Below are 26,313 nucleotides of genomic sequence, written 5' to 3' on the forward strand. Positions count from 1 at the left end.
GTGTTTCAGAAAGCTTCTTTGAATCGATATATTTCATCCGCAGATTATGCATGAATATTTAAAATTCTTCGGTACAAATAATCAGCAAGAGACTGTTCGTTTTTTGATTTATGAAAGAGGCTTAATGAAATATAAAACACTTTAAAATTATAAATATTTCTTATTTGACGGTTCTTATTGAGAATACCCCCCAAATCAACGAGAATACAGGCATCATAAGCCTTCTGGTCATTAAAGGCTTTAACCTTATTTAAGAACTGTAGACAACCCTATGAACAAGCAACAACTCGCTTCCAAAATCTGGGAATCAGCCAATAAAATGCGCTCAAAGATTGAGGCAAATGAATATAAAGACTATATCCTAGGGTTCATGTTCTACAAGTTTCTTTCCGATAAAGAACAAAGCTTTTTAGAAGCGAACGATTTTACACAGTCAGATATTGAAGCACTGACAGAAGAAGATGCTGAAACCGTAGAATTTATTAAAAATGGTATTGGTTATTTCATCGCTTATGATGACCTGTTCTCAACATGGCTCAATAAAGGCTTAGACTTTACAGTTGCTGATGTTCGTGATGCGCTATCCGCTTTCTCACGCCACATTCATAGTTCCCATAAAAAAGTTTTTGAAGGTATTTTCAAGACATTAGAGACAGGTCTAAGTAAATTAGGCGATAACTCAAATAGCCAGACCAAAGCGATCAGTGACTTGTTGCAACTGATCAAAGTCATTCCAATGAATAACAAGCAAGACTATGACGTGCTTGGTTTCATTTATGAATACTTAATTGGTTCTTTTGCAGCAAATGCGGGTAAAAAAGCAGGTGAGTTCTATACACCGCATGAAGTTTCAGTGCTTATGTCTGAAATTATTGCGCATCATTTAAAAGACCAGCCTGAAATTAAAATTTACGATCCAACAAGTGGGTCAGGGTCATTGCTGATTAATATTGGTAGTTCTGTGGCGAAGCATGTGAATGATGCCAATAAAATCAAATACTACGCACAAGAATTAAAAGAGAATACCTATAACTTAACCCGTATGAACTTGGTGATGCGTGGTATTTTACCTGCCAATATTGTGGCGAGAAATGCTGATACTTTAGAAGATGACTGGCCATTTTTTGAAGACAATGATCCCATCAATACTTACGAACCACTCTATGTAGATGCAGTGGTATCGAATCCACCATATTCACAAGCCTGGGATCCAGCAAATAAAGATGCAGACCCTCGATACAAAGAATTCGGTTTAGCCCCTAAAACTAAGGCGGATTATGCGTTCTTGTTGCATGATTTATATCATTTAAAACCAAATGGCATTATGGCGATTGTCTTACCACATGGCGTATTGTTCCGTGGCGGTGAAGAAGAGCGTATACGTACCAATTTAATTAAGAAAAACCACATTGATGCGATTATTGGTTTACCTGCCAATATTTTCTTTGGTACGGGTATTCCAACGGTCATCCTTATTTTAAAACAACAACGTCCAACTACAGACGTGTTGATTGTTGATGCATCTAAAGGCTTTGTGAAGCTCGGTAAAAACAACCATCTTCAAGCATCGAATATTAAGAAAATTGTCGATGCTGTGATTGAACGTAAAGATGTTGAGCAGTTCTCACGTCTAGTGACGCAAAAAGAAATTCAGGATCAGGGCTACAACCTGAATATTCCTCGTTATGTAGACTCTTCAGCAACGGCTGAAACATGGGATATCTATGCCACGATGTTTGGCGGTATTCCGAAAAAAGAAATTGATGCGCACAGTGCATATTGGAAGGCATTCCCACAATTACGCCAAGACTTATTTGCCGAGAGTGATACGCCTTATGTCAATTTAGCAACGACTGAAATTAGCCAAGCGATTCACAGCCATCAAGATGTGAAGGGCTTTGTGACTCAGTTTAATACCGCATTTGCTGATTTTAAGGATTACTTGAAGGGTGAACTCATTGGCAAAATGCAAAGCTTGCATATTGCCCAGCAAGAAAATGTTTTAAGTAAGGACATCTTTAAACGTTTAGCTGATATTCCACTGGTGGATAAATATCAGGCGTACCAAGCTTTAGATGATCAATGGCAAGGTATTGCAGGTGATTTGGAGATTATTCAATCTGAAGGTTTGGATGCTGCCAAAATTGTTAATCCAAATATCGTGATTAAAAAGAAAGATGGTAAAGAGCATGAAGTACAAGAAGGTTGGGTAGGCTATGTATTGCCATTTGATCTAGTACAGCAACGTTTATTGTCTAAAGAATTGGAAGCCTTAAAAGTCAAAGAGCGTGAACTTGCAGAAGCGAGTGCAGAGATCGAGTCTTTGATGGAGTCTTTATCTGAAGAAGATAAAGAGCAGTTATTAAATGAAGCCAATGATGCATTTGTGCCTGCTGAAATTGCTAAAGCGTTAAAGCAAGCTTATGCGGAAATTGAAACGCCTGAAATTGTGGCACTCAATGAATATCTTGAGTTTTTAGGAACAGACCCTAAACCGAAGAAGCAACAAAAAGAGCAATTTGTACAAACTCATGCGGAAGTGAAGTGGTCTAACATTGAAGCCAATAAAGATGGCACTTATGCAGCACCAAAAGTAAAAGCCTATTTAAAGCAATTGCGTTCAGGCTTTAGTTTTGAAGAAGGCAGTTTAGAGGCAACTTTGGTACAGGTCGATGAGTTACTTGCACAAGAGAAAGAGTTAAAAGCACAGATTAGTAAAGAAGAAGCTGTACTGCATCTTTTAACCAAAACCACGATTGAAGCTTTAGAAGAAGCGCAAGTGAAAGCGTTGCTAGAAGCGAAGTGGGTTGAACCGATTGTGTCTGCGATTTTGGCATTGCCGAATGAAGTGATTGAGCATTTTACCGATACGGTACAGGCTTTGGCAGATAAGTATGCCGTGACCTATACGGAAACCACGCAAAAGCTGACTGAGGCAGAGCATAGCCTTGCAGCCTTGATTGATGACTTAACAGGTGATGAGTTTGATATGCAAGGTTTGGCACAGTTTCAAGCATTGTTAAAAGGGGCGTAATGTGGAAAAGCAAAAATGCCCTGAGGTGCGATTTATAGGCTTTGTAGGCGGATGGTTCAAATCAAGTTTAGCCAAATGTACAGATTTGCTTACAGGCAATCCCTTTGATAGCAATGAGTTTACATCTAGTGGTGTTCTTCTAGTAAGAGGAATGAATGTCAAAAGAGGTTATCTAGATACCTCTGCTAATTTATCTAAATATTGGCCGTCTTCAAAAGGTTTAGAGCGCTATTTGCTACAAGCCGAAGATATTGTTATTCAAATGGATGGTGCATTAATTGGGAAAAGTTATGCTAAGATAAATTCAAAAGATTTACCAGCACTTTTAGTTCAGCGAGTTGCTCGTGTAAGGAGTAATAAGGTTGAAAGTGAGTTTATTTACCAGTATATACATAAGGGCTTTTTAAGTCATATTTCTGGAATCAAAACTGAAACTGCTGTGCCTCATTTGAGTCTTAATGATATTAGAAATTTCACATTTTTTTTACCAGACCAATCAGAGCAGATTATTATTGGTGACTTGTTCAGAAAGCTTGATCAATCAATTGCTTTACATGAAAAGAAATTGGCTCAAACCCAAAATTTTAAAAAAGCGATGTTGGGAAAAATGTTTCCAAAACAGGGAGCTCAACGTCCTGAAATTCGTTTAAAAGGTTTTGGTGGGGATTGGCATAGCTCAAAATTATTAGATTATATTTCGATTAAGCATGGTTATGCATTTAATGGTGAGTTTTTTAGCGATAAAGAAACCGATTATTGTTTATTAACGCCGGGTAACTTTAGGATTGGTGGTGGATTTAAAGCTGAAAAATTTATCTACTATAAGGGTGAAGTTCCTAAGAATTATATCCTTAAGGAAAATGATCTTATTGTAACTATGACTGACTTAAGTAAAGAAAGTGATACTTTAGGTCTACCTGCATTATTACCATCAATTAAAGGAAAAACCTTCCTTCATAATCAGCGATTAGGACTAATTAATTTTGAAAACTCAGAGTTAGATAAAGAGTTTTTATTCTATTTATTGCAGACCAAATCCTACCATAAATATATCGTACTAGCGGCAACAGGTACGACAGTAAAGCATACTTCTCCAAGTAAGATTTTAGGATTTACCTGTAAAATCCCAGAGCCAGCTGAACAGGAAAAAATAGGTCAATTCTTCAAAAAAATTGATGAAAAGATCTATTTACACCAGCAACAGCTCCAAACTGTAAAAAATCTGAAACAAGCATTTTTAGAAAAAATGTTTGTTTAATAATTGCTATATCCCCCTTGATGTAAGGGGGATTTTTAAAATCTAAATACTGACTTTATAAAACTAAATTTGATATGACTTTTAAAAGCGAAACAGCATTCGAACAAGCACTCATTGATCTCCTTTTAAAAAAAGGTTGGCAAGATGTCATTAAAAACCCAACGGAACAGGATCTGATTGATAACTGGGCAAAGATCCTATTTCAAAATAACCGAGAAATTGATCGACTGAATAATCAGCCTTTAACTCAAGGGGAAATGGATCAGATTATTGAACAGATCAATACGCTACGTACACCGTTTGCCCTCAATGGATTTATTAACGGTAAAACCGTATCCATTAAACGTGACAATCCAAATGATGAACTACATTGTGGTAAAGAAGTCAGCTTAACCATTTACGACCGTCAAGAAATTGCCGCAGGTAAAAGCCGTTATCAAATTGCGCAACAACCCAAATTCCCAACCAAATCTAAAATCTTAAATGACCGTCGTGGCGACTTAATGCTGCTCATTAATGGTATGCCTGTTTTTCATATCGAGCTAAAACGCTCAGGCGTGCCAGTGAGTCAAGCGGCACACCAAATTGAAAACTATGCACGTTCGGGCATCTTTACAGGTTTGTTTGCATTGGTACAAATCTTCGTGGCAATGAACCCAGAAGAAACATGGTACTTTGCCAACCCGGGACCTGATGGCACATTTAACTCAGATTTCTATTTCAATTGGGGAGATTTTAATAACGAACCCGTGAACTATTGGAAAGATATTGCAGGGAATCTGCTTTCTATCCCCATGGCTCATCAACTTATTGGTTTTTATACTATTGCGGATAAAACTGATGGTATTTTAAAAGTGATGCGCAGTTATCAATGTTTTGCTGTACATGAAATCACGGATCGAGTGGCAAGTATAGAATGGGATGGCCGAGATCGTTTAGGTGGTTATATTTGGCATACTACTGGATCAGGTAAAACCATGACCAGCTTTAAAGCAGCCCATTTGATTGCTCTGAGCAAAGATGCAGATAAAGTGATTTTCTTAATGGATCGTATTGAATTGGGTGTGCAATCACTTGAGCAATATAACAACTTTGCTGAAATTGAAGACTTTGTCCAAGCCACTGAAAATACCCATGCCTTGGTCAGTAAACTTAAAAGTAAAAATCCAAATGAAGTCTTGATCGTAAGCTCAATTCAAAAAATGAGTAATATTAAGGATGAAGATGGCGGTTTAAATGCACATGACATTGAACTGATCAATAAAAAACGGATTGTCATCATCGTAGATGAAGCACATCGCTCTACATTTGGTGAAATGTTGATGACCATTAAAGATACCTTCCCACAAGCAGTATTCTTTGGTTTTACAGGTACGCCGATTCAGGAAGAAAACGAAAAAAATATGAATACCACTGCAACGGTATTTGGTAATGAATTACACCGTTACAGCATTGCAGATGGTATTCGAGATAAAAACGTTTTAGGTTTTGACCCTTATTTGGTTTCAACCTATAAAGATTCTAAATTGCGTAAAGAAGTTGCACTGTATCAGGCAAAAGCCAATACAGAAAAAGAAGCCATCGATGATCCTGACAAAAAAGCAGTCTATCAACACTTTATGGACAGTAAGCAAGTTGAAATGGCAGGGCGTATAGATAAGTCTGGCAAATACATAAAAGGAATCGAAGACTATCTGCCAACATCACAATATCATCGTACTGAGCATCGCAATAAAGTTGTTGAAGATATTAAAGACAATTGGATGCAGTTTAGCCAAAATCATAAATTCCATGCCATGTTTGCAACCAGTAGTATTCCTGAAGCAATTGAGTACTATCGACTGATTAAAACGTCGATGCCAGAGCTAAAAGTCACAGCCTTATTTGATCCAAATATTGATAACAATGGTAATGCTGCCTTTAAACAGGATGGCTTAGTTGAAATTATTCAAGACTACAATGCACTTTATGGTGTGGACTTTAGTTTAGCTACTCATGCCAAGATGAAGAGAGATATTGCAGATCGCCTATCACACAAAGAAGCCTATAAACGCATCGAAAATACGCCTGAAAAACAGCTTGATCTGTTAATTGTGGTGGATCAAATGCTGACAGGTTTTGACTCAAAATGGGTTAACACGCTGTATTTGGATAAGATGTTAGAATATGCAAATCTAATCCAAGCCTTCTCACGTACCAATCGCTTGTTTGGCAAAGATAAGCCATTTGGCATTATTCGTTATTATCGTCGTCCGCACACCATGAAGCGTAATATCGACGCTGCGGTAAAATTATATTCGGGTGATAAGCCATTGGCTTTATTTGTCGATAAATTGCCAAGCAATTTAAAAAACATCAATGACATCTTCGAAAAAATTGATAGCGTATTTAAAAGTGCCCATGTGTCTAATTTTGAGAAGTTACCAGAAGATGATCAGTCCTGTGCTTTATTTGCCAAACTGTTTAAACAACTCAACGAATATCTTGAAGCGGCTAAAATTCAGGGCTTTAAATGGGATAAATTGAGTTATGAATTTACTGATGAGCATAAAAAGAAATTTACGATTCAATTAAAGTTGGATGAGCAAACTTTCTTAGTTCTGGCACTGCGTTATAAAGAACTGTTCTCGAATGGCGGTGGTGGCGGTTCAGGTGGTGGGAGCATACCTTTTGAAGTAGAAGGCTATTTAACAGAAATCGATACAGACAAAATCGATTCAGACTACATGAATAGTCGTTTTGATAAATATCTAAAAGCACTGCGTAATGGTGATTTAGAACTTTCTATTGAAGATGCGTTAAATGAATTGCATAAGAGTTTTGCAATGCTCAGTGCCGAAGAACAGAAGTTTGCTAATATCTTCTTGCATGATGTACAGAGTGGAGATGTGACTCTTGTTGCTGGTAAATCGTTCAGGGATTACATTACTGAGTATCAATTCCAAGCACAAGAAGATGGAATTCATGATCTTGCAGAAGCACTAGGACTCGATGAAACGAAGTTAAGACAACTCATGAATACGCAGGTGACTGTAAATAATATTAATGAGTTTGGACGTTTTGATGAGCTTCTAGCAACGGTAGATAAAGTCAAAGCAAAACAATATTTAGAAGCTAAAGATGGAGCAACCATTCTTCCTCACAAAGTAAATATTCGAGTGGATGCAATGTTGCGAAAATTCATATTAAGTAACGGCAAAGAATTAACATAGTAATATAAGACGAGGCCAAATGGCCTTGTCTTATTTTGATTCTGTTATTGCTTCAGCTTCTAGTAGATATAACTCATTGATTAATAGAAACTCTCGGTACTGATGAATTAAGTTTTCATCTTTCTCTCGATGTGCACGAGCGTTCCGGAAAGCCATATAGGCACCTGTAAATAAATTTACTCGACCTTTGATCTCGGCACTCTCTGGTACATCCCAAGTGAGAATGGCATTTCCCCTTGAAAGACTTGAGCAAACAGCTTGGTGCTATGCTCACGGATACCTGTACGTGTACGAATAATATCTTCAAGACGCTTATATGCTTTTGTTAAAGCAGAGTCGGGATCTTGTTTAAAGAGTAGAGCAAGGTCAAAAATTCTGTCATCAATAATCGAGTAGGGTAGTTCTAAAGGGTAGTAACGCTTTGAATTAACAGTGTGGGCTGCTTCATTTTCGAAAGGATAAATATAATCATGCAGACGAATAGGACGAATGATTTTTTGCTGAAAAATAAAATCAATATCCTGATCATTTAATGATGAGTTATTCAATCTATTGAGAAGCTTCGTAGGTATTAGAATTTCTTCAGTTTCAATTCTATGTTTGCTTAAAAGAGCTAATGCTTTTGCTAGACCCTTTGGTCCTTCACCTGAATAACAAGATGTAAAGCCAGAGCGAATGACATAATAATTTTCGGTTAGATCTTTCAAGATAAAGGCATGAGATTGTTCACTTGTCAGCAATAGGGCGTAACTTAGATCTGCATGAGTTTGGATCAAATTGTGCAGGCTTAATAGACATGTTTCTGTAATGCCTTCTTCACCTAAATAATCGACACGATAGTAATTTTCTGTTTTAAACATTTTTATAAATAGAGAATTGTTGTTCGAAAAGATGATGGGGTAAATTGGGGTAAAAATCTAGTACTTCAAATTTTCTAATTGCTAGATTTCTTTGGGGATTTTGGGTGAGTTCAATTGCCACCACCTCAAAAAAAGCTATTATTTAAAAACCGTTCATTTTTTTTTGCAAAAAATTATCTTGAATTTATATATGAGCCAATGAATAAAAAATAATTATACTTTTTTTTGAAGAGTTAATTTTTTATTATATTCCATACTGCAGTTATATTTTCAATCTCAGCACCCTAAGGCACTGAGATTACCTAAAAAATTAAAATGAAGAGCTAGTTATAACTCCACATGTATGGGTATATGTGAGCTTCCTCACAAGAACTATCTTAAATTACATATTTGGATAATTCGGACCACCACCGCCTTCAGGCGTTACCCAGGTGATATTCTGAGAGGGATCTTTGATGTCACAAGTCTTACAATGCACACAGTTTGCTGCGTTAATTTGGAAACGTTTAAAACCGTCATTCTCTTCCATAATTTCATAAACACCAGCAGGGCAGTAGCGCTGAGCAGGCTCATCCCATTTTGGTAAGTTCACATTTACTGGAATAGAGGCATCTGTCAGCTTCAAGTGAGCAGGCTGGTTTTCTTCATGTACTGTGTTTGAAACGAATACAGAAGATAGGCGGTCGAACGTTAACTTGCCATCCGGTTTTGGATAGTCTGGTTTCATGTTGTTCGCTTCTACAGATTTCATTGCGCTGTAGTCAGGCTGTAAGTCATGCAGCGTAAATGGCACTTTAAAGATGTTTTGATCGATAAAGTTAAATGCGCCGCCGCCGAATGTACCGAATTTATGCATTGCAGGGCCAAAGTTACGAGCGTTGTATAACTCTTCTTTTAACCAGCTGTTGTTAAATTTCTCAGTGTATGCAGTCACTTCTTTAGCGAAGAAGTCTTCACCTTCGGTCACACGGGCAATAGCAAGGTCACCGCCTTTTTCTACACCGGCAGCAATCGCTTCAAATACTGCTTCACCGCACAGCATGCCAGATTTCATGGCAGTGTGAGAGCCTTTGATTTTTGCAAAGTTCAAGAAGCCAGCGTCATCACCAATCAGCGAGCCGCCTGGGAATGTGAATTTAGGAAGCGAGTTGAAACCTCCTTTCACAACTGCACGCGCGCCATAAGAAATACGCTTGCCGCCTTCAAGGAACTGTTTGATCAGCGGGTGTGTTTTCCAGCGCTGCATTTCCATGAATGGGTACATGTGCGGGTTGGTATATGACAAGTCTACGATCATACCCAAAGTCACTTGGTTGTTTTCTGCGTGGTATAACCACCAGCCGCCTGAAGAACCCGTTTCAGTTAAAGGCCAGCCAGCACCGTGCATTACCGTACCTGCTTTGTGTTTTGCAGGGTCGATTTCCCAAAGCTCTTTAATACCGATACCGTAATGCTGCGGATCAGCATCTTTATCTAAATCAAATTTAGAAATAAGGCGTTTGCCTAGATGGCCGCGGCAGCCTTCAGCAAATAATGTGTATTTTGCATGCAGTTCATAGCCAGGGGTAAAGTTGTGCGTCGGTTCGCCATCTTTGCCAATGCCCATGTCGCCAGTTTGGATGCCTTTAACCGTACCGTCTTCATGGTAAAGGATTTCTGAAGCTGCAAAGCCTGGGAATATTGATACTTCTAATTCTTCAGCTTTAGCGCCTAACCAGCGAACCACGTTGCCCAATGAAATGACATAGTTGCCATCATTGTGCATGGTTTTTGGCACCATCCAATGCGGCATTTCTTGAGATTTTTCATCAGACAATAAGAAATAGGTTTTGTCTTCAGTGACAGGCACATTTAAAGGAGCGCCTTGTTCTTTCCAGTCAGGGAAGAGTTCATTCATCGCGCGCGGTTCAAGCACAGCGCCAGACAGAATATGCGCCCCTACTTCGGAGCCCTTTTCTACGACACAAACGGACAAATCGTTCAGGTTATTTTCAATTGCAAGTTGACGGATTTTAATCGCTGCAGAAAGACCCGCAGGGCCTGCACCAACGATTACTACGTCAAACTCCATCGATTCACGTGTAATATCTTCCATGATTTTTACTCTGTGGATTATTTCATAAAATTGGGGTGAGAAATTTCAGCTTAAATTTAAAAACCCGCTTGCTGGCCTAAGCAAGCGAGATAAGAAGTTAAATAATGCCTTCAACTGATAAGGATTGAATATATTCTGGACTAAACTCCAATTCCTTTAAAATACTGTGGGTATGCTGACCTAAACTAGGTATGCCTTTTACAGTAAAATCCTCAGTATTGGATAAACCGACTGGTTTTAAGGTTGGGATTTTTCCAACAGGGGAATCGACCTCAATCCAACGCTGGCGTGCCTGAAGCTGTGGATGCTGCCATAGGTCTTGAACTTGATTGACACGTGCATTGGCAATATTTGCGCTTTCTAAACGCTGCATAATTTCAGCTTGTGACCACTGGCTGAACTTTTTTTCGATCATATGACACAATGTATGTCTGTTTTGCGAGCGGAGTGTATTGGTGTGGAATCTTGCATCGAGATAAAGTTCAGGAGCTTCTAGTACCATTTCACAAAAGGCTTGCCATTCACGATCATTTTGCACACCTAAAATGACTTGCTTTTGATCGCCTGTTGGGAATGGCCCATAAGGGTAAATGGTGGCATGTGAAGCACCGCTCCGAGGTGGTGAGGACTCACCATTTAGAGTGTAATACAGCGGGTATCCCATCCATTCTGTCATGCTTTCCAGCATAGAGACATCAATGCGTTTACCTTTGCCTGTTTTACCGCGCTCAATCAGCGCAGCCAGAATATTACTGTAGGCATACATGCCAGCAGAAATATCTGCGATGGAACATCCTGCTTTAACACTTTCCTCATCCGTGCCAGTAATAGAGAGAAAGCCTGACTCACTCTGAATCAGCAAGTCATACGCTTTTTTGTCGCGGTATGGCCCAGGATGATTAAGATCATCGCCATATCCAGAAATGTCGCAGACAATAATTCTAGGATTAATTTCAGCAAGCTCTTCGTATGAAAAGCCTAAGCGTGATGCCGCACCAGGCGCTAAGTTTTGTACTAATACATCAACTTTTAATAAAAGTTGTTTGACTACAGCTTTTGCTTGTTCAGTTTTTAAATCTAACGTCAGGCTTTCTTTTGAACGGTTTGTCCAAACAAAATGCGAGGACATGCCATCGACACGTTCATCGTACTTTCGGGCAAAGTCACCAACCTGTGGGCGTTCAATTTTGATGACACGTGCCCCAAGGTCTGCGAGTTGCCTTGTACAAAATGGCGCAGCAATCGCATGTTCTAAAGAGACTACAGTGATTCCATCTAAAGCTGGCATGTTAACCCTCGTGATATTGTACAGCGCCTTTCATTGCAATTTGCCCGTCAGATTTTTCAATCCATAATTCAGCTTGGTTGAGCTGTACATCGCCGCAAATTGAAAATGTATTGAAATCATATACAGGATTAACAGCTTTGAATTCGAAGCGCGAAATTTTTTTATCGCTATGTTCTTGTTTAAATGTATGCAGCAACAATGTTGCTAAAAGGGGGCCGTGAACGACGAGGCCTGGGTAGCCTTCTGTTTCCATCGCATACGGACGATCATAATGGATTTTATGACTATTGAAGGTTAAAGCAGAATAGCGGAATAACGTAGTGGTATTCACTGAAAAACTTTTTTTGTATGTATATGGCTTTTCTGTGACCGCAATTGGCGCAGCAGCTTTAAGCGTTTGTGGCTGATTAGATGCAGCGCGATAAACGATATCCTGCTCTTCAACAATGGCTAAAATATCATTGGAAAATATAGAGTGCTTTACCGTAACGAAGTACATATCGCCACTTTTGCCAGATTTGAACTGAATTTTAATAATTTCAGATTCTTTACGGACGTTGGTATTGAGTAGTACAGGTTCAATAAATTCAATGCGGCTGCCTGCCCACATACGTTTAGGAAAAGGAATTGGGGGTAAGAATCCGCCTTTTTGAGGATGTCCATCTTCAGCGAGGTTTTCTGAATTTACAATTGGCAGGAAGTAAAACCATTGATATAGGTGCGGTAACTCACTGATTTTATTTTCCGTCTGATTTAGCAGCGCTTGCATCATTGAGACAGAGCGCGGATGTGTAAAATCATTTAAAACTTCTTTTTTGCCAATCCAAGCATCAAAATTTTCCATATTCTTATCCCTATATTCCTTTTTTTATTCCTTAAGATGCACGATCAATAATTTTTTGTGCTTGCAAAATAACCGGTAGATCAATCATTTTTCCATTCAAGCTGACTGCTTGTCCTTTTGCGTCTTCAACAGCTTGCATAATTTGGTTTGCCCAAGAAATTTCCTGAGTGCTTGGATTAAACGTTTGATTGACAAGATTGACTTGGTTGGGGTGAATACACAATTTGCCAGCGAAACCTAAGTTTTTAGCTTGCTGTGTTTCTAATTGAATTAAATCTTCATCCTTAAAATCAACCGTCACACCATCTACAGGTGCTTGAATCTTCGCGAGTTGAGAGGCTAAAACAATTTCATTTCTAAACGATAGCAGTTCTAAATAACCGCCATTCATATTCAACTCAAGTTGGAAATCAATCGTGCCAAACATCAAAGCAATGACTTGCTTGGTACAAGCAATTTGTCTGACATTTGCGAAACCCTGAGGTGTTTCAATCAGTGGAAAAATACCAACATCACGAATTTTCAGCACAGCTTCAATGTCTGCGCTGGATTCAGTTTTAGGCAGCACAATTGCGCTTATATTGGGAAATTTCGCTAATTCGATATCCGCCAAGAACCATTCAGTTTGGCTTGAGTTCACGCGGATCATCACTTGATGTTCAGGATGGTCTTGCAGCCAAGCAGCAAGTGCATCACGTGAAGACTGTTTAAGATCGAATGGAACGGCATCTTCTAAATCGATGATCACAGCATCGGCATCGGCATTGAGCGCTTTTTCGAAGCGCTCAACACGATTGGCTGGAACAAAGAGATAAGAACGTGCTGATTTCATCACTTTATTCATTGACTTACCTCATTAGAATGAACGTGGAAGACCAAGTAAGTGTTCAGCAACAAAGCTGTAAATTAAGTTGGTTGAAATAGGTGCAACTTGATATAAGCGTGTTTCACGGAATTTACGTTCGATATCATATTCATTAGCAAAACCGAAACCGCCATGGAATTGAAGGCAGTTATTTGCCGCTTCCCAACTTGATTTCGCTGCTAGATACTTTGCCATATTGGCTTCTGCACCACATTTTTCACCACGATCAAACATTTCACATGCACGGAAGCGCATTAGGTTTGCAGCTTCAATTTCAATGAAGTTCTCTGCCAATGGGAACTGTACACCTTGGTTCTGACCAATTGGACGGCCAAAAACTACGCGGTCTTTTACATATTGTGTAGCACGGTCCATAAACCAGTAACCATCGCCAATACATTCTGCGGCAATTAAAGTACGCTCAGCATTCAAGCCATCTAAAATATATTTAAAGCCTTTGCCTTCTTCACCAATTAGGTTTTCTTCAGGAATTTCTAAATTATCAAAGAAAATTTCGTTGGTTTCATGGTTAACCATATTTGGAATAGGGCGGACGATCATGCCATTTTTTTCAGCTTCACGTAAATCCACCATGAAAATGGACATACCTTCTGATTTTTTAGTGACTTCAGAAAGTGGAGTTGTACGTGCTAGCAGAATCATCCAGTCACTGTGCTGTACACGAGAAATAAAAACTTTTTGTCCATTTACCACATAGCGGTCGCTTTTTTTTACTGCTGTGGTTTTAATTTTGGTGGTGTCTGTACCCGTTGTTGGTTCAGTCACACCCATGGTTTGTAAGCGCCATTCGCCTGTTGCAATCTTAGGTAAATACAATTCCTTTTGTGCTTTAGAACCGTGGCGCAATAATGTGCCCATGTTATACATTTGACCATGGCATGATCCAGCATTGCCGCCGCTGCGGTTAACTTCTTCCATAATAATAGAGGCTTCAGTCAAGCCTAGACCAGAACCGCCATATTCTTCAGGAATCATGGCCGCCATCCAGCCAGCTTTTGTCAATGCATCAACGAATTCTTCTGGGTAGGCACGTTCTTCATCAATTTTACGATGATATTCTGCTGGAAATTCTGCACATAAAGCGCGGACTGCTTCGCGGATTTCTTGGTAATTATTGATTGTGCTTTTCATTTGATGTCCTTATCGAAACAGGTTTTTAGTAACTTGTAATGATCATATATTGTTATTATGAGAATAATAAAATAGAATATTTTGATAGTCGTTATGCTAAAAGAATATTGAAATGGACATCAAACAATTACGATCTTTTATAACAATTTCAGAGACTAAGAATATTACTAAAGCAGCAGCTTTATTAAATATTGTACAGCCTGCAGTTTCACGGCAAATTCATTTACTTGAGGATGAGCTTGGTGTCGAATTGTTTGAACGCGGCCGTCATGGCATGCACTTAACCAATGAAGGAAAAATTCTAGAAGTTTATGCAAGACGAGTTCTAAAGGAAATTGAAACTGCAAAAATTGAATTAACTTCATCAGACGGTGCGTTGAAAGGTACGGTCAATGTTGGGATCTTAGCAAGTCTAAGCGAAGCGCTCTCTGTATCTCTCATGCGGGTGATAAAAGAAAAATATCCCTTTGTCAATTTAAAAATTACAGTGGGGTATTCAGGGCATTTAAAAGAATGGCTAGAAAGCGGTGAGATTGATGTTGCTTTGATTTATGGGTCAGTTTCATCTAAGTTTTTAGATTTACAGCCGCTTGTACGTGAACAGCTGTGGCTGATAGGCGCTTACGACTCTAAACTAAATGAACTGGAAGAAGTAGAGTTGAAGCAGATGTCTGCATTTGAATTAATTTTGCCATACACACCGCATCGTTTACGTACACTGATTGAGCAAGGTTTTCATAAAGCTAAATATGAACTAAAGATCAGTGCAGAAGTGAATGATCTCAATGTGCAAAAACAATTGGTGAAAGAAGGCTTTGGATTTACGATTTTACCGCTGGTTTCTATTAAAACAGAATTAGCGCAAAAGACTTTGCAGGCCTCAATTATTAATCACCCAGATTTTATGCGTGAAATTGGTTTGGCACTCCCGAATACACGCCATATTTCAAAATTGGTGCATACCATTGCCAATGAAATTATTGCGAGTTCAAGACAGGCGGTACGTTCTGGTACATGGCTTGGCTGTGAATGGATCGGCCAAGAATAAAAAAATGCTCCCTCAGGAGCATTTTTTTATAGAGTATCAAACTTACGCTGTTTTATTTGCAGCGACAGTTGCATTTGCTTTGCTATCCGCTGACTCTAAATTTTTGGTGTCTGCTTGAGGGTCATACATTTTTTCTTTAATAAACAATGTTGGTAATGCACATATTAAATATGCAACACCCATCACCAAGAAGCCTAAACCAATAGAACCTTCTGTTGCAATGAAGCCAATGGTTGCAGGGGCAATAGTCGAACCGATACGTCCAACATTATGTGCGGTACCAATGGCAGTTCCACGTACATTGGTCGGGAAACTCTCAGACATATAGGTGGTATATACACCCAACGGCATGCCATATAAGAAACCAAAGATCACAAGCAAGTACAGAATATTGCTGGCATTATGGAACATTACAATGATGATTAAGAAAATTGCAGTAGAAATCGCACCGAACATGAAGGTGAACTTACGTCCGAGTTTATCACCCATCACACCAGCTAAAATCTTACCACCAATCATTGCTGTATAGCTGCCGATCAAATAGTTGGTCATAGACTTGAAGTTCATGCCCAATTCTTGCTCTAGGTACAACGGCATCCAGTTATTTACACCATAATAACCAAACTGCATGAAGCCAGCGACAATCATCCAAAACACGAGCGTTCTGAAAATTAATTTATCTTCAACCAATGCTTTAAATACTGAGCGGTCAGTTTTGACCATCTTAGCTTCATTTTGAGTACGATTGAGTCGTGCATTTTTCCAAGCTTCTGATTCTTTGACAAAAAATGGCATAAGAATACCAATAATTGCGGCTGAACCACTCACCATGAATAGCATACGCCAGCCATGTTCTGGAATAATCGCACCAGCAAGCAATGAAGCTACAATATAGCCAAATGTCCATCCAGTAAAAATTGTCGCAATAATCGTTGTACGATATTTTGTAGGAACAAGTTCTGACATCAAACCTGCACATACCATATAAACCGCACCTAAGCCTAGAGCAGAAAGAAAGCGAACAGCAGCAAATTGGTAAACGTCTGTAACAAAACCTAAAAGTGCAGTCAAGATTGAGAATTTAATGATACTCAAGGAAATAATACGGACACGGCCGAATTTATCGCTGGCCCAACCGCCAAAAATACCTCCGATGGCCATACCGGCAAGAGTTACACTGCCTAGCATTCCAGCTTGAAATGACGACAAGCCAAATTCTGCTTTTAAACTAGAGAGGCTATAAGAGAGGAGCAGCATATCTGCGCCATCGACTAAAAGAACCAAAAAGCAGAATATAAAAGCTGCAATCCACTTTTGCTTAGGCGGTGAACTGACTACATTTGCTGCTTGCATATAATTCATCCTTAAATGTTTTTTATATTTAATAGCCTGCTATGTTTTTTAAGATGTGAACATCTTATTTTATACGTTTTATTATGCTGAATATGGAATTCAGTTAATAAATAGATAGCATGATTGACTATAATTAAAATATAGTTGCGAAAGTTATTTAAATGGGTAAATTAATTTATCGATCCTGATTCAATTAATTTATTTTGATTATTAAGTGTGTCTGAAAAAACAGACAACCTAAAGATCTATATTTAATATAACGATGCTTTATTTGAATTTAAATAGATATAAATATGTTATGTTTTGATCTATTTAATGCTGAAAATTGATTGCTATTTAAACAAAAAACCATCACTGAAAGTGATGGTTTTTTACGTCGTATTTAGACTTTTTCAAATAAGGCAGCAATGCCTTGCCCGCCGCCGATGCACATGGTTTCTAATCCATACTTTGCATCTCTGCGCTGCATTTCATGTAAAAGCGTCGTCATAATACGGATGCCCGTTGCACCAATAGGATGACCGAGTGAAATCCCGGAACCATTGACATTGACACGTGAGTAGTCGTGTATATCTAATGCTTTTAACACTGCTAACGCTTGAGCAGCAAAGGCTTCATTCACTTCAAGCAAGTCAATTTCATCTAAGCTGATATTGTGTTTTGACAGCAATTTTTGTACTGCTGGTACAGGACCAATACCCATGCGGCTGGGTTCACAACCAACTGCAGTCCAACCTACAATTTTAGCCAATGGTTTCAAACCATGTTTTTCTGCATATTCTGCGCTGACCACTAAACATCCTGCAGCCGCATCATTTTGCTGACTCGAATTTCCTGCGGTGGTCACACCATTTTCACGCAGAATACGAAGTTTAGCTAAACCTTCTGCAGTTGTATCAGCTCGAATTCCTTCGTCACGGAGTACCACTGTTGTTTGTTTTTTAGTTTTAACTTCAACAGGAATAACTTCATCTGTAAACAAACCATTATTCCATGCAGCATCTGCTCTTTGATGACTCAGTGCGGCAAAAGCATCGCATTCTTCACGACTGATATTGTAATCATGTGCTAAATTATCTGCAGTTTCGGGCATGCCTGAAATATAGCCGAAACGCTCCACAGGTTGTGAACGCTCACGGCCACGCTCTAAGCGGTCATAAAAAGTCACATTACCTGCGCGTGAGCCCCAGCGCATATTGGTCGAGTAATATTCAATATTACTCATGCTTTCTACACCCAGAACAAGAACAGATTCTGCTTGGCCGGTTTGAATATTCATTGCAGCATTCATCAAGGCTTGGAGGCCTGAACCACAGCGACGGTCAAGTGTGTAGCCGGGAACCTCAATTGGAAGATTGGCTGCTAAAGCGGCATAGCGGCCCAGGCAGGGTGCTTCACTGGATGCATAAGATTGTGAGGCAATCACCTCATCAATCGTCGATGGATCAATTTGAGTTTTTTCTAGAACTGCTTCAATCACTTTCACGGCAAGATCTACAGCAGATAAGGATGCTAGACCACCGCCAAATTTACCAATAGGCGTGCGGATTGGGCTGACAATATATGCTTCTTTCATCATTAACTCCATTTAAAGATAAATCGTATTTTGTGCATCTGATTCCAACTGTGCTCTGTACTCAGGTGCTGCAATCTCAATCATTTTTTCTACACGCTGTTTAATAGACAAGCCACGTAAATCGGCAATACCAAATTCAGTAACAACAATGCCAATGTCACATCGAGGCGTTGAAACAGGGCCGTTTAATTGTGAGACAATCCGTGAAAAATTTTTACCTGCTGCAGGTAATGCAATGATGGAACAGCCATTTTGTGCCTGATTTGCCGCGCGAATGAAATCTAATGCGCCGCCAATTGCACCGACATAGACGCCATTTGCAACTTCAGCATTAACTTGCCCAGTCAGATCAACTTCAATTGCTGAATTCACTGCGATTAAGTTGTGAATTTTAGTCAGAACGCTGGCACTGTGCGTATAGGACGTTGGCCTCAATTGAATATTCGGGTTGAGGTGTACCAGCTGCTGTAATGCGTCCGAGCCGTTCACTAAGCCAGTAATTGTGATACCGGTATCAATGGGTTTCTCGGCATTGTTAATCACGCCAATTTTGGTCAGTTCACCAACACCATCACTAATAATGCCGCTATGAATACCTAAATTCTTGTGCTGATTTAAGGCATTTAAAACGGCTTCAGGCAGGGTGCCGATGCCAATTTGTAAGGTTGAACCATTTGGAATTAATGAGGCTACATTCTCTGCAATTTGCAAATTAACCAATGAGTGTTCATTATTTATTTCGGTAATATGTTTATGATTGGATTCAATGAAATAATCAAAATTTTCTTGCGTTAAATATGTCTCTGAATATGTCCATGGAATATCTGAATTAATTTGTGCAATAATGATTTTAGACTTAGGGATTAAATCTGAAATATAATCCTGACCATGTCCAAAACTATATTGTCCTAACTCATTGGGTGCTGAGAGCTGTATTAATAAAATATCAGGAGATATGTGCTCTGCTAGCATTGAATAATGTAAAGGCAGAATATCTAAATGATGATTTTTTGCCAAATTACGATTACTTCCAGCACCGCAATAACTTGAGAAATCGATTTTTTCAGCATGTGCTGGCTGACATGTGGCGTAGTTACTGATACCTAAAAAAACACGGAATTTTGGCAGCTCAGGTAACTTTTGCATTAAATCCTGAGTTAAAGAAATAGGTTCAGCCTGAGCTTGTCCCCAAACAATTAAGTCGTTTTCTTTAATGATGTTTTTCCAGTCGACACTTTTTACTTTGTTCATCATATTCATTCATTTATACATAAGAACAAAAAAGGGCTCGTCCTGTCGAGCCCCATTATTTTTTATGATGCTTCGCGAATCATGTTGCGGGCAATAATGATTTGCTGAATTTGTGTTGTACCTTCATATAAACGGAATAAGCGTACATCACGGTAGAAGCGTTCAATAGGGTATTCGCTGATATAGCCTGATCCACCTAAAATTTGTACACCGCGGTCTGCTACTCGGCCGCACATTTCAGTGGCAAACATTTTTGCACAAGAGGATTCCGTGCTGACATTTTGTCCCGCATCACGTTTTCTTGCTGCATCTAAAACCATGCATTTTGATGCATAAATCTCAGCTTTAGAGTCTGCAAGCATGGCTTGAATCAATTGGAAATTAGCAATTGGCTCACCAAATTGGGTACGTTCCATTGCATAGCGTAAAGAGTCTTCTAGGATACGTGTTGCTGCACCCGCACTAAGTGCTGCAATATGCAGACGGCCTTTGTCGAGCACTTTCATGGCAGTTTTAAAACCGACACCTTCAACACCGCCAATCAGGCTTGATGCAGGAATACGGCAGTTTTCAAAAATAACGTCACAGGTATGCGCGCCTTTTTGCCCCATTTTTTTATCACGCTTACCAAGTGAAATGCCTGGTAATTTACTGTCGATGATAAAAGCCGAAATACCGCCTGCACCTTTAATATCTGGGTTAGTACGTGCCATTACTGTAAAGACACCGGCATGCGGGGCATTGGTAATAAAACGCTTCGTACCATTTAAAATGTATTCATCACCATCTTTTACTGCTGTTGTTTTTAATGAAGCCGCATCAGAACCTGAGTTGGGTTCAGTTAAGCAGAAAGAACCAATGATTTCGCCTGAAGCAAATTTAGGTAAAAATTGCTGTTTTTGTTCTTCTGTGCCATCAATGATTAAACCCGCAGCTCCAATACCGTTATTTGTGCCAATGTACGAACGGAAGGCTGGAGAGGTGCGTCCAAGCTCAAATGCAATGATGACTTCTTCTTCCATGGTTAAGCCAAGACCTTCATATTGATCAGGAATTGTTAAACCAAATAGTCCTAACTCTTTCATTTGCTGAACGACATGCGGTGGCATTTCATCTGTTTCAGCCATTAACTCTTCATTCGGAATTAATACGCCATCAACGAATTGACGAATTGTATCTACCAATTGATCTAATGTTTCTTGATCGCGGATCATGACAGTGGCTCCTTGTGTCATTTATGAACTGTTCTCGTCTGAACAGCTATTCAATTTTGTTTAATTATTTCTCACTTTATACAGTGTCAATGTTATCACTTCAATCAGATTTTAAGATTACACAGTGAATTTTATATGTTAATTTTTGATCAAAATAATCAAAAATTAATATCCACTTTTAGTCTATTTTCATAGCTTTAATCATTCCTTTTAAAAATAATCATCTGTATATTGATTTAAAAATACGCTGTACGGAATACAAAAGAACGGTATGGATATACTTAAAATAGCGGTTAAGGAAGATGGGGTTGCAATTGTTGAATTGCATCGCCCTGAAGCGCGAAATGCTTTAAATTTAGCGCTTAGAGAGGCCTTGGCAAATGCCTTTGATACTTTAGATGCCGATAAAAACGTAAAAGTGATTGTGTTGACTGGCGGTGAAAAAATCTTTGCTGCTGGTGCTGATGTTAACGATTTTCTAACGGCTACAACTAGCCAAATGTATTTGCGCCATACTGAAAAATACTGGAAAAGTATATCAAATTGCAGCAAGCCTATTATTGCTGCTGTTAATGGCTATGCATTGGGTGGAGGCTGTGAACTTGCCATGCATGCAGACATTATTATTGCGAGCGAAACAGCAACTTTTGGACAGCCAGAAGTCAAGCTCGGTCTTATGCCGGGTGCAGGCGGTACGCAGCGTTTATTACGTGCTATTGGCAAATATAAAACCATGCTGTTGGTGTTGACAGGAAAATTAATTCCTGCTCAGGAAGCATTGCAAATGGGTTTGGTTTCAGAAGTAACAGCAGGTGATGCGACGCCAAAAGCGATTGAAATAGCAAATACAATTGCTGGTTTTTCAACGATTGCAGTACAGCAGATTAAGGAAGTGACCAATTTAGGACAGGATATGTCTTTAGATGGCGCACTTGCGCTAGAGCGTAAAGCTTTGCAAATTTTATTTGATACGAAGGATCAAAAAGAGGGTGCAAAAGCCTTTTTAGAAAAAAGACCAGCTGTGTATCAAGGAGAGTAACACAATGAAAATTGAGAAAATGGCGCTAGTGGGTACTGGCGTAATGGGTATGGGTATTGCGCAAATTGCAGCACAGGCAGGTCTTGAGGTTCGTTTATTTGATGCGAAAGAAGGTGCGGCTCAAGTAGGTTTAAATAAACTCAAAGCTACTTTGGAAAAATTGGTAGCGAAAGGGAAAATTTCTCCAGCTGCTTTTGAGCAAACTATTTCCCGTTTCATTGTGGTTGATCAGTTAGAGCAAGTAGCTGGTGTTGACTTGGTTGTTGAAGCAATTATTGAAAACTTGGAAATTAAACAGACCTTGTTTAAGCAGCTGGAAGACATTGTCTCTGAGTCGGCTATTTTAGTTTCAAATACTTCGTCATTGGTCGTTACAGAAATTGCTGCAAGCTGTAAGCATAAAGAACGTATAGCAGGATTCCATTTTTTCAATCCTGTGCCGCTGATGAAAATTGTAGAAGTGGTCAAAGGTTTATTTACTTCGGATGAAGTTGTAGATTCTTTATTAGAATTGGCTGAGTGCATGGGTCACTTTGGTGTGAAAACTAAGGATACACCAGGATTTTTGGTGAATCATGCAGGACGTGCTTTTGGAACAGAATCACTTAAAATTTTAGGTGAAGGTGTTGCAACTGTCAGTGAAATGGATCGCATTTTACGTGAGTCTGCAGGTTTTAAAATGGGGCCGTTTGAACTGTATGATTTAACAGGTTTAGATGTTTCTCATCGTGTGATGGAATCCATTTTCAATCAGTATTATCAAGAAGACCGTTACCGTCCAAGTACACTGACCCGCTTAATGCTGTCTGGCAATACAGTAGGTAAAAAAGTTGGTCAAGGTTTCTATCGTTATGATCAAGATACACGTTTAGATCAAGCACCGCCGCAAGCTGTACCGAATGTAAAAGACTTTAATGCGGTTTGGCTGGGTACAGACTTTGAAACGGACCGTGAAATTTTGGCGCAATATGTTCAATCACACGGATTCATTTTAGATCATGCCGAAAGTCCTGCTGCGGATAGCCTGATTGTATTGGCGACTTATGGCGAAGACACAACAACAGCTAGCCAACGTTTTAATGTCGATGCAGCGCGAAGTGTCAGCATCGATATGTTGACTGACTTTAATATGCGCCGCGTATTAATGCCGTCCATCATTACGGATAAAAAATACATTGATCAAGCGCATGCATTATTTGCAAAGAATAATCATGGCGTCAGCGTGATTGAAGAAAGTGTAGGCTTCGTCAGTCAGCGTGTAATTTCAATGATCATTAATTTGGCATGTGATATTGCTCAGCAGCGTATTGCATCTGCTTCAGATATTGATAAAGCGGTACGTTTAGGTCTTGGTTATCCGCATGGCCCGATCAGCTGGGGTAATGTGCTTGGCGCACATCGTATTTTATTGGTACTTGATCGTATTTATGCGATTACCGGTGATCAGCGCTACCGTCCAAGCCCATGGTTACAGCGCCGAGCAAAACTTAAATTAGATTTGCTGCACACAGCGTCGATTTAACGCATTTATTCATCATTTTTTCAAGAACGAAACAATATTCTGAACGGATTTAGAGGTGATTTATTATGGGTACTTTAGAAGGTATTCGTGTCCTAGATTTAAGTCGTATTTTAGCGGGTCCTTGGTGTGGTCAAATATTGGCTGACCTTGGTGCAGAAGTGATTAAAGTGGAACGTCCACGTGTGGGAGACGATACCCGTATGTGGGGTCCACCTTGGATGAAAAACGATGCTGGGGAAGAAACACGTGAAGGTGCGTATTTCCAAGCTGCGAACCGCAATAAGCATTCAATTACCATTGATATTTCTAAGCCAGAAGGACAAGAGATTGTCCGTCAACTTGCGAAGGATTCTGATGTTGTTATTGAAAACTATAAGGCGGGTTCCTTAAAAAACTACGGTTTAGACTATGAGAGCTTAAAAGAAATTAATCCAGGCTTGGTGTATTGCTCTATTACAGGCTTCGGTCAAGATGGACCACGTGCAGAAGAGCCGGGTTATGACTACATCATTCAAGGTATTGGCGGTTTGATGTCAGTTACGGGTGATAAAGAGCCGTTAAAAACCAGCGTTGCATTTGCCGACTTAAATACAGGTTTATATTCGGCCATTGCCATTCAAGCAGCGATTATTAACCGCTTTAAGACAGGTCAAGGTCAGCATATTGATATGGCGCTGTTGGATGTACAAGTCGCATGTTTAGCCAATATTGGCATGAACTATATTACATCAGGTGAAATTCCGAAGCGTTATGGCAATCAGCATGCCAATGTTGTTCCATATCAAGTTTTTAAAGCTTCTGATCAAGACTTTATTGTGGCTTGCGGAAATGACAAGCAATATGTAGTGCTGTGTGAAGCGATTGGTTTACCCGAATTAGCAACAGATCCACGTTTTGTGACCAATGCACTTCGACTTAAAAACCGTGATGAAATTGTCGAAATTTTAAGTCAGCATTTCTTAACCAATACAGGAAAATACTGGGTGGAAACCATTCAGAAAGTCAAAGTTCCTGTCGGTGTCATCAATAATCTTGAACAGACCTTTGCTGAACCACAAGTGATTGCCCGAAAAATGCTGGTTGAAATGAAGCATCCAATGAAAGAGAAATTGAAAGTCATTGCTTCGCCAATGAAATTTTCACGCACTCCAGTGCAATATCGTAAGGCACCGCCAACCTTGGGTGAAGACACCGATGCTGTTTTAGAACGATACCTTGGAGCTGAAGAAATTTCTCAGCTGCGTACGAAGGGTATTGTCGGTTAATCAAAAAGTGTTATTTCGCTTAAATTGCCAATTTAAGCGAAAACTAAGTGTTTAAGTCCCCCTGCAAAAAGGCATCAAATTTTTTTATGAAATTTGAGGGGGACACTTGTTTCATGAAATTGAAATGAAAATTTCATAATAAATTCAAATAAATGGATGTTTGAAAATCACAGGGAGGGCACTATGTTGCCATTTTTAAAATCAAGTTTAGTTGCAGCGCTGAGCAGCTGTTTATTTATTCCAATGACGTATGCGAATACGGAAATCAATCAAAAGATTGATGCGCTTTACAAGGAAATAGATCAGTTGAAAGCAATGGTTGCGCAGCAAAATGCGCAACTGCAGCAAAATCAAAATACCACGGCAACACTCGTAGCAAATACAGAAAAAGCTGATCAAACCATCGTTCAAGCCCGTTCTAAAGGCGGTGCGGAAGTCACGCTCTATGGTTTTGTCCGTGCGGATGCTGCGTATCAATTTGAAGGCGGTAACGGTATTTTTAACCGTATCAACAACGTGGCTTTAGAGGGTGATGCCAATAAAAAGCAAACGGAAAACCGCTTCGACAGCACATTGACTTCATCACGTATTGGGATGGATTTAAAGACTAAACTGGCAGATAAAGATATCAATGCTAAAGTGGAAGTCGATTTTCGCGGCGGTGATAAAAACGATACCATTCGTATTCGTCATGCTTATTTGGCTTGGGACAATTGGCTTGTTGGTCAAACAACATCATCATTTTTATCCACTGAGACACTGCCAGAGCTTTTAGATTTTAATGGTGTTTTGGGTGGTGGCGTTTATCGAACGCCAATGGTTCGCTATAGCCATGCGCTGTCACCGGATGCACAGCTTTTGGTGGGGATAGAAAAATCCAGTGATGCCAATGAGTTTCCCGCACTGACGGCAAAAGTCAGTCAAAAACTGGCCGATAACAAATTATTAATTAATGGTCGAGTTTTGGCGCAAGAAGTCAGAAACCGTTCTCAGCAGGATGATCTCACGGAATTTGGCTGGGGTGTCGCAGCAGGTCTGCAATATCAACCCGCGAATAATGTGACAGTGAATGCAAACTACTCACATGTCGTTGGTGATGATAAGTATTTTTTATATAACGCTTCAAACAGCTATATTCAAAGCAATGATTTGAAGTTAGTTGAGTTTGATGCAGTGAGCGCAGGTTTAACGTATCGTATTAATCCGAAATTAAGAAGTACTTTAGGTTATGGTGCATTATTTTATGATGAAAATAATGCGACTGGAAATGAGAGTTTACAGCAAGCTTGGCTAAACCTGATGTATAACCCATTTAAACCAGTGACTTTTGGTATGGAGTATATATATGGTGAACGTGAAACGATGGATAATAAACAAGGTAAAGATAGCCGTTTAGAATTTATGGCGAAATATGATTTTTAATTGGTTTGTTATTTA

General features: G+C 39.4%; 16 protein-coding genes and 2 pseudogenes. 8 read left to right on the plus strand and 10 right to left on the minus strand.

The window, feature by feature from the left end:
* Window positions 1-271: 271 nt before the first annotated feature.
* The 3 genes from FTU02_RS13890 (at window position 272) to FTU02_RS13900 (ending at window position 7,504) form a co-directional block, all read left to right on the plus strand.
* Window positions 272-3,034, plus strand: a complete 2,763-nt coding sequence (locus FTU02_RS13890) for a type I restriction-modification system subunit M (protein ID WP_180115487.1) — start codon at window positions 272-274, stop codon at window positions 3,032-3,034.
* Between the two features lies 1 nt (window position 3,035).
* Complete coding sequence (locus FTU02_RS13895) at window positions 3,036-4,292, plus strand: restriction endonuclease subunit S (RefSeq protein ID WP_180115486.1); 1,257 nt, start codon at window positions 3,036-3,038, stop codon at window positions 4,290-4,292.
* Window positions 4,293-4,366: 74 nt separating this feature from the next.
* A complete protein-coding gene (locus tag FTU02_RS13900; RefSeq protein ID WP_180115485.1) occupies window positions 4,367-7,504 on the plus strand; it encodes a type I restriction endonuclease subunit R in 3,138 nt (1,045 codons plus the stop codon).
* Between the two features lie 30 nt (window positions 7,505-7,534).
* On the opposite strand, the pseudogene FTU02_RS13905 reads toward FTU02_RS13900, so the two are convergent.
* The 6 genes and pseudogenes from FTU02_RS13905 to FTU02_RS13930 form a co-directional block, all read right to left on the minus strand.
* Window positions 7,535-8,364, minus strand: a pseudogene (locus tag FTU02_RS13905) (TIGR02391 family protein).
* Between the two features lie 382 nt (window positions 8,365-8,746).
* Window positions 8,747-10,459, minus strand: coding sequence for an electron transfer flavoprotein-ubiquinone oxidoreductase (locus tag FTU02_RS13910; protein ID WP_180115484.1), 1,713 nt, complete (start codon window positions 10,457-10,459; stop codon window positions 8,747-8,749).
* Window positions 10,460-10,556: 97 nt separating this feature from the next.
* Window positions 10,557-11,747 carry a CaiB/BaiF CoA-transferase family protein gene (locus tag FTU02_RS13915; protein WP_180115483.1) on the minus strand — a complete coding sequence of 397 codons (1,191 nt, stop codon included), beginning with the start codon at window positions 11,745-11,747 and terminating at the stop codon, window positions 10,557-10,559.
* 1 nt (window position 11,748) lies between these two features.
* Window positions 11,749-12,591, minus strand: a complete 843-nt coding sequence (locus FTU02_RS13920) for a hypothetical protein (RefSeq protein ID WP_180115482.1) — start codon at window positions 12,589-12,591, stop codon at window positions 11,749-11,751.
* A gap of 31 nt (window positions 12,592-12,622) precedes the next feature.
* The gene (locus tag FTU02_RS13925; protein ID WP_257223733.1) at window positions 12,623-13,435 is read right to left on the minus strand and encodes a CoA ester lyase; all 813 of its coding nucleotides are present in this window, start codon (window positions 13,433-13,435) and stop codon (window positions 12,623-12,625) included.
* A 12-nt stretch (window positions 13,436-13,447) separates the two neighbouring features.
* Window positions 13,448-14,608: an acyl-CoA dehydrogenase family protein gene (locus FTU02_RS13930; RefSeq protein WP_180115481.1), complete on the minus strand. Its 1,161-nt coding sequence runs from the start codon at window positions 14,606-14,608 to the stop codon at window positions 13,448-13,450.
* Window positions 14,609-14,720: 112 nt separating this feature from the next.
* Between FTU02_RS13930 and FTU02_RS13935 the strand changes: the two genes are divergently transcribed.
* Entirely contained in the window at window positions 14,721-15,656 is a 936-nt protein-coding gene (locus FTU02_RS13935; RefSeq protein ID WP_180115480.1) for a LysR family transcriptional regulator, read from the plus strand.
* Between the two features lie 114 nt (window positions 15,657-15,770).
* Here FTU02_RS13935 and FTU02_RS13940 read toward each other — a convergent pair.
* The 4 genes and pseudogenes from FTU02_RS13940 to FTU02_RS13955 form a co-directional block, all read right to left on the minus strand.
* A pseudogene (locus FTU02_RS13940) lies at window positions 15,771-17,009 on the minus strand (MFS transporter); the annotation flags it as partial.
* A 382-nt stretch (window positions 17,010-17,391) separates the two neighbouring features.
* A complete protein-coding gene (locus tag FTU02_RS13945) occupies window positions 17,392-18,585 on the minus strand; it encodes an acetyl-CoA C-acetyltransferase (RefSeq protein WP_180115478.1) in 1,194 nt (397 codons plus the stop codon).
* A 12-nt stretch (window positions 18,586-18,597) separates the two neighbouring features.
* Window positions 18,598-19,839, minus strand: coding sequence for an acetyl-CoA hydrolase/transferase family protein (locus FTU02_RS16525; RefSeq protein ID WP_373423586.1), 1,242 nt, complete (start codon window positions 19,837-19,839; stop codon window positions 18,598-18,600).
* A 59-nt stretch (window positions 19,840-19,898) separates the two neighbouring features.
* Entirely contained in the window at window positions 19,899-21,050 is a 1,152-nt protein-coding gene (locus FTU02_RS13955; protein WP_180007406.1) for an acyl-CoA dehydrogenase family protein, read from the minus strand.
* 271 nt (window positions 21,051-21,321) lie between these two features.
* Between FTU02_RS13955 and FTU02_RS13960 the strand changes: the two genes are divergently transcribed.
* The 4 genes from FTU02_RS13960 (at window position 21,322) to FTU02_RS13975 (ending at window position 26,298) form a co-directional block, all read left to right on the plus strand.
* Entirely contained in the window at window positions 21,322-22,089 is a 768-nt protein-coding gene (locus tag FTU02_RS13960) for an enoyl-CoA hydratase-related protein (protein ID WP_180115476.1), read from the plus strand.
* Window positions 22,090-22,093: 4 nt separating this feature from the next.
* The gene (locus tag FTU02_RS13965; RefSeq protein WP_180115475.1) at window positions 22,094-23,611 is read left to right on the plus strand and encodes a 3-hydroxyacyl-CoA dehydrogenase; all 1,518 of its coding nucleotides are present in this window, start codon (window positions 22,094-22,096) and stop codon (window positions 23,609-23,611) included.
* Between the two features lie 65 nt (window positions 23,612-23,676).
* Window positions 23,677-24,876 (plus strand): CaiB/BaiF CoA-transferase family protein, encoded by a 1,200-nt coding sequence (locus tag FTU02_RS13970; protein WP_180115474.1) that lies wholly within the window; start codon window positions 23,677-23,679, stop codon window positions 24,874-24,876.
* Between the two features lie 183 nt (window positions 24,877-25,059).
* Window positions 25,060-26,298 (plus strand): DcaP family trimeric outer membrane transporter, encoded by a 1,239-nt coding sequence (locus FTU02_RS13975; RefSeq protein WP_180115473.1) that lies wholly within the window; start codon window positions 25,060-25,062, stop codon window positions 26,296-26,298.
* Window positions 26,299-26,313 lie beyond the last annotated feature (15 nt).

Origin of the sequence: Acinetobacter sp. YH12045 (genome assembly GCF_013419925.1) — a bacterium.
Classification (GTDB): Bacteria; Pseudomonadota; Gammaproteobacteria; order Pseudomonadales; family Moraxellaceae; genus Acinetobacter; species Acinetobacter amyesii.

What these genes read in the sequence shown, in the direction of transcription:
- FTU02_RS13925 (WP_257223733.1), bottom strand. Translation starts at nt 13,435, where the DNA reads ATGAATAAAGTGATGAAATCAGCACGTTCTTATCTCTTTGTTCCAGCC.
- FTU02_RS13945 (WP_180115478.1), bottom strand. Translation starts at nt 18,585, where the DNA reads ATGAAAGAAGCATATATTGTCAGCCCAATCCGCACGCCTATTGGTAAA.
- FTU02_RS16525 (WP_373423586.1), bottom strand. Translation starts at nt 19,839, where the DNA reads ATGATGAACAAAGTAAAAAGTGTCGACTGGAAAAACATCATTAAAGAA.
- FTU02_RS13910 (WP_180115484.1), bottom strand. Translation starts at nt 10,459, where the DNA reads ATGGAAGATATTACACGTGAATCGATGGAGTTTGACGTAGTAATCGTT.
- FTU02_RS13965 (WP_180115475.1), top strand. Translation starts at nt 22,094, where the DNA reads ATGAAAATTGAGAAAATGGCGCTAGTGGGTACTGGCGTAATGGGTATG.
- FTU02_RS13930 (WP_180115481.1), bottom strand. Translation starts at nt 14,608, where the DNA reads ATGAAAAGCACAATCAATAATTACCAAGAAATCCGCGAAGCAGTCCGC.
- FTU02_RS13920 (WP_180115482.1), bottom strand. Translation starts at nt 12,591, where the DNA reads ATGGAAAATTTTGATGCTTGGATTGGCAAAAAAGAAGTTTTAAATGAT.
- FTU02_RS13970 (WP_180115474.1), top strand. Translation starts at nt 23,677, where the DNA reads ATGGGTACTTTAGAAGGTATTCGTGTCCTAGATTTAAGTCGTATTTTA.
- FTU02_RS13900 (WP_180115485.1), top strand. Translation starts at nt 4,367, where the DNA reads ATGACTTTTAAAAGCGAAACAGCATTCGAACAAGCACTCATTGATCTC.
- FTU02_RS13915 (WP_180115483.1), bottom strand. Translation starts at nt 11,747, where the DNA reads ATGCCAGCTTTAGATGGAATCACTGTAGTCTCTTTAGAACATGCGATT.
- FTU02_RS13890 (WP_180115487.1), top strand. Translation starts at nt 272, where the DNA reads ATGAACAAGCAACAACTCGCTTCCAAAATCTGGGAATCAGCCAATAAA.
- FTU02_RS13935 (WP_180115480.1), top strand. Translation starts at nt 14,721, where the DNA reads ATGGACATCAAACAATTACGATCTTTTATAACAATTTCAGAGACTAAG.
- FTU02_RS13975 (WP_180115473.1), top strand. Translation starts at nt 25,060, where the DNA reads ATGTTGCCATTTTTAAAATCAAGTTTAGTTGCAGCGCTGAGCAGCTGT.
- FTU02_RS13960 (WP_180115476.1), top strand. Translation starts at nt 21,322, where the DNA reads ATGGATATACTTAAAATAGCGGTTAAGGAAGATGGGGTTGCAATTGTT.
- FTU02_RS13955 (WP_180007406.1), bottom strand. Translation starts at nt 21,050, where the DNA reads ATGATCCGCGATCAAGAAACATTAGATCAATTGGTAGATACAATTCGT.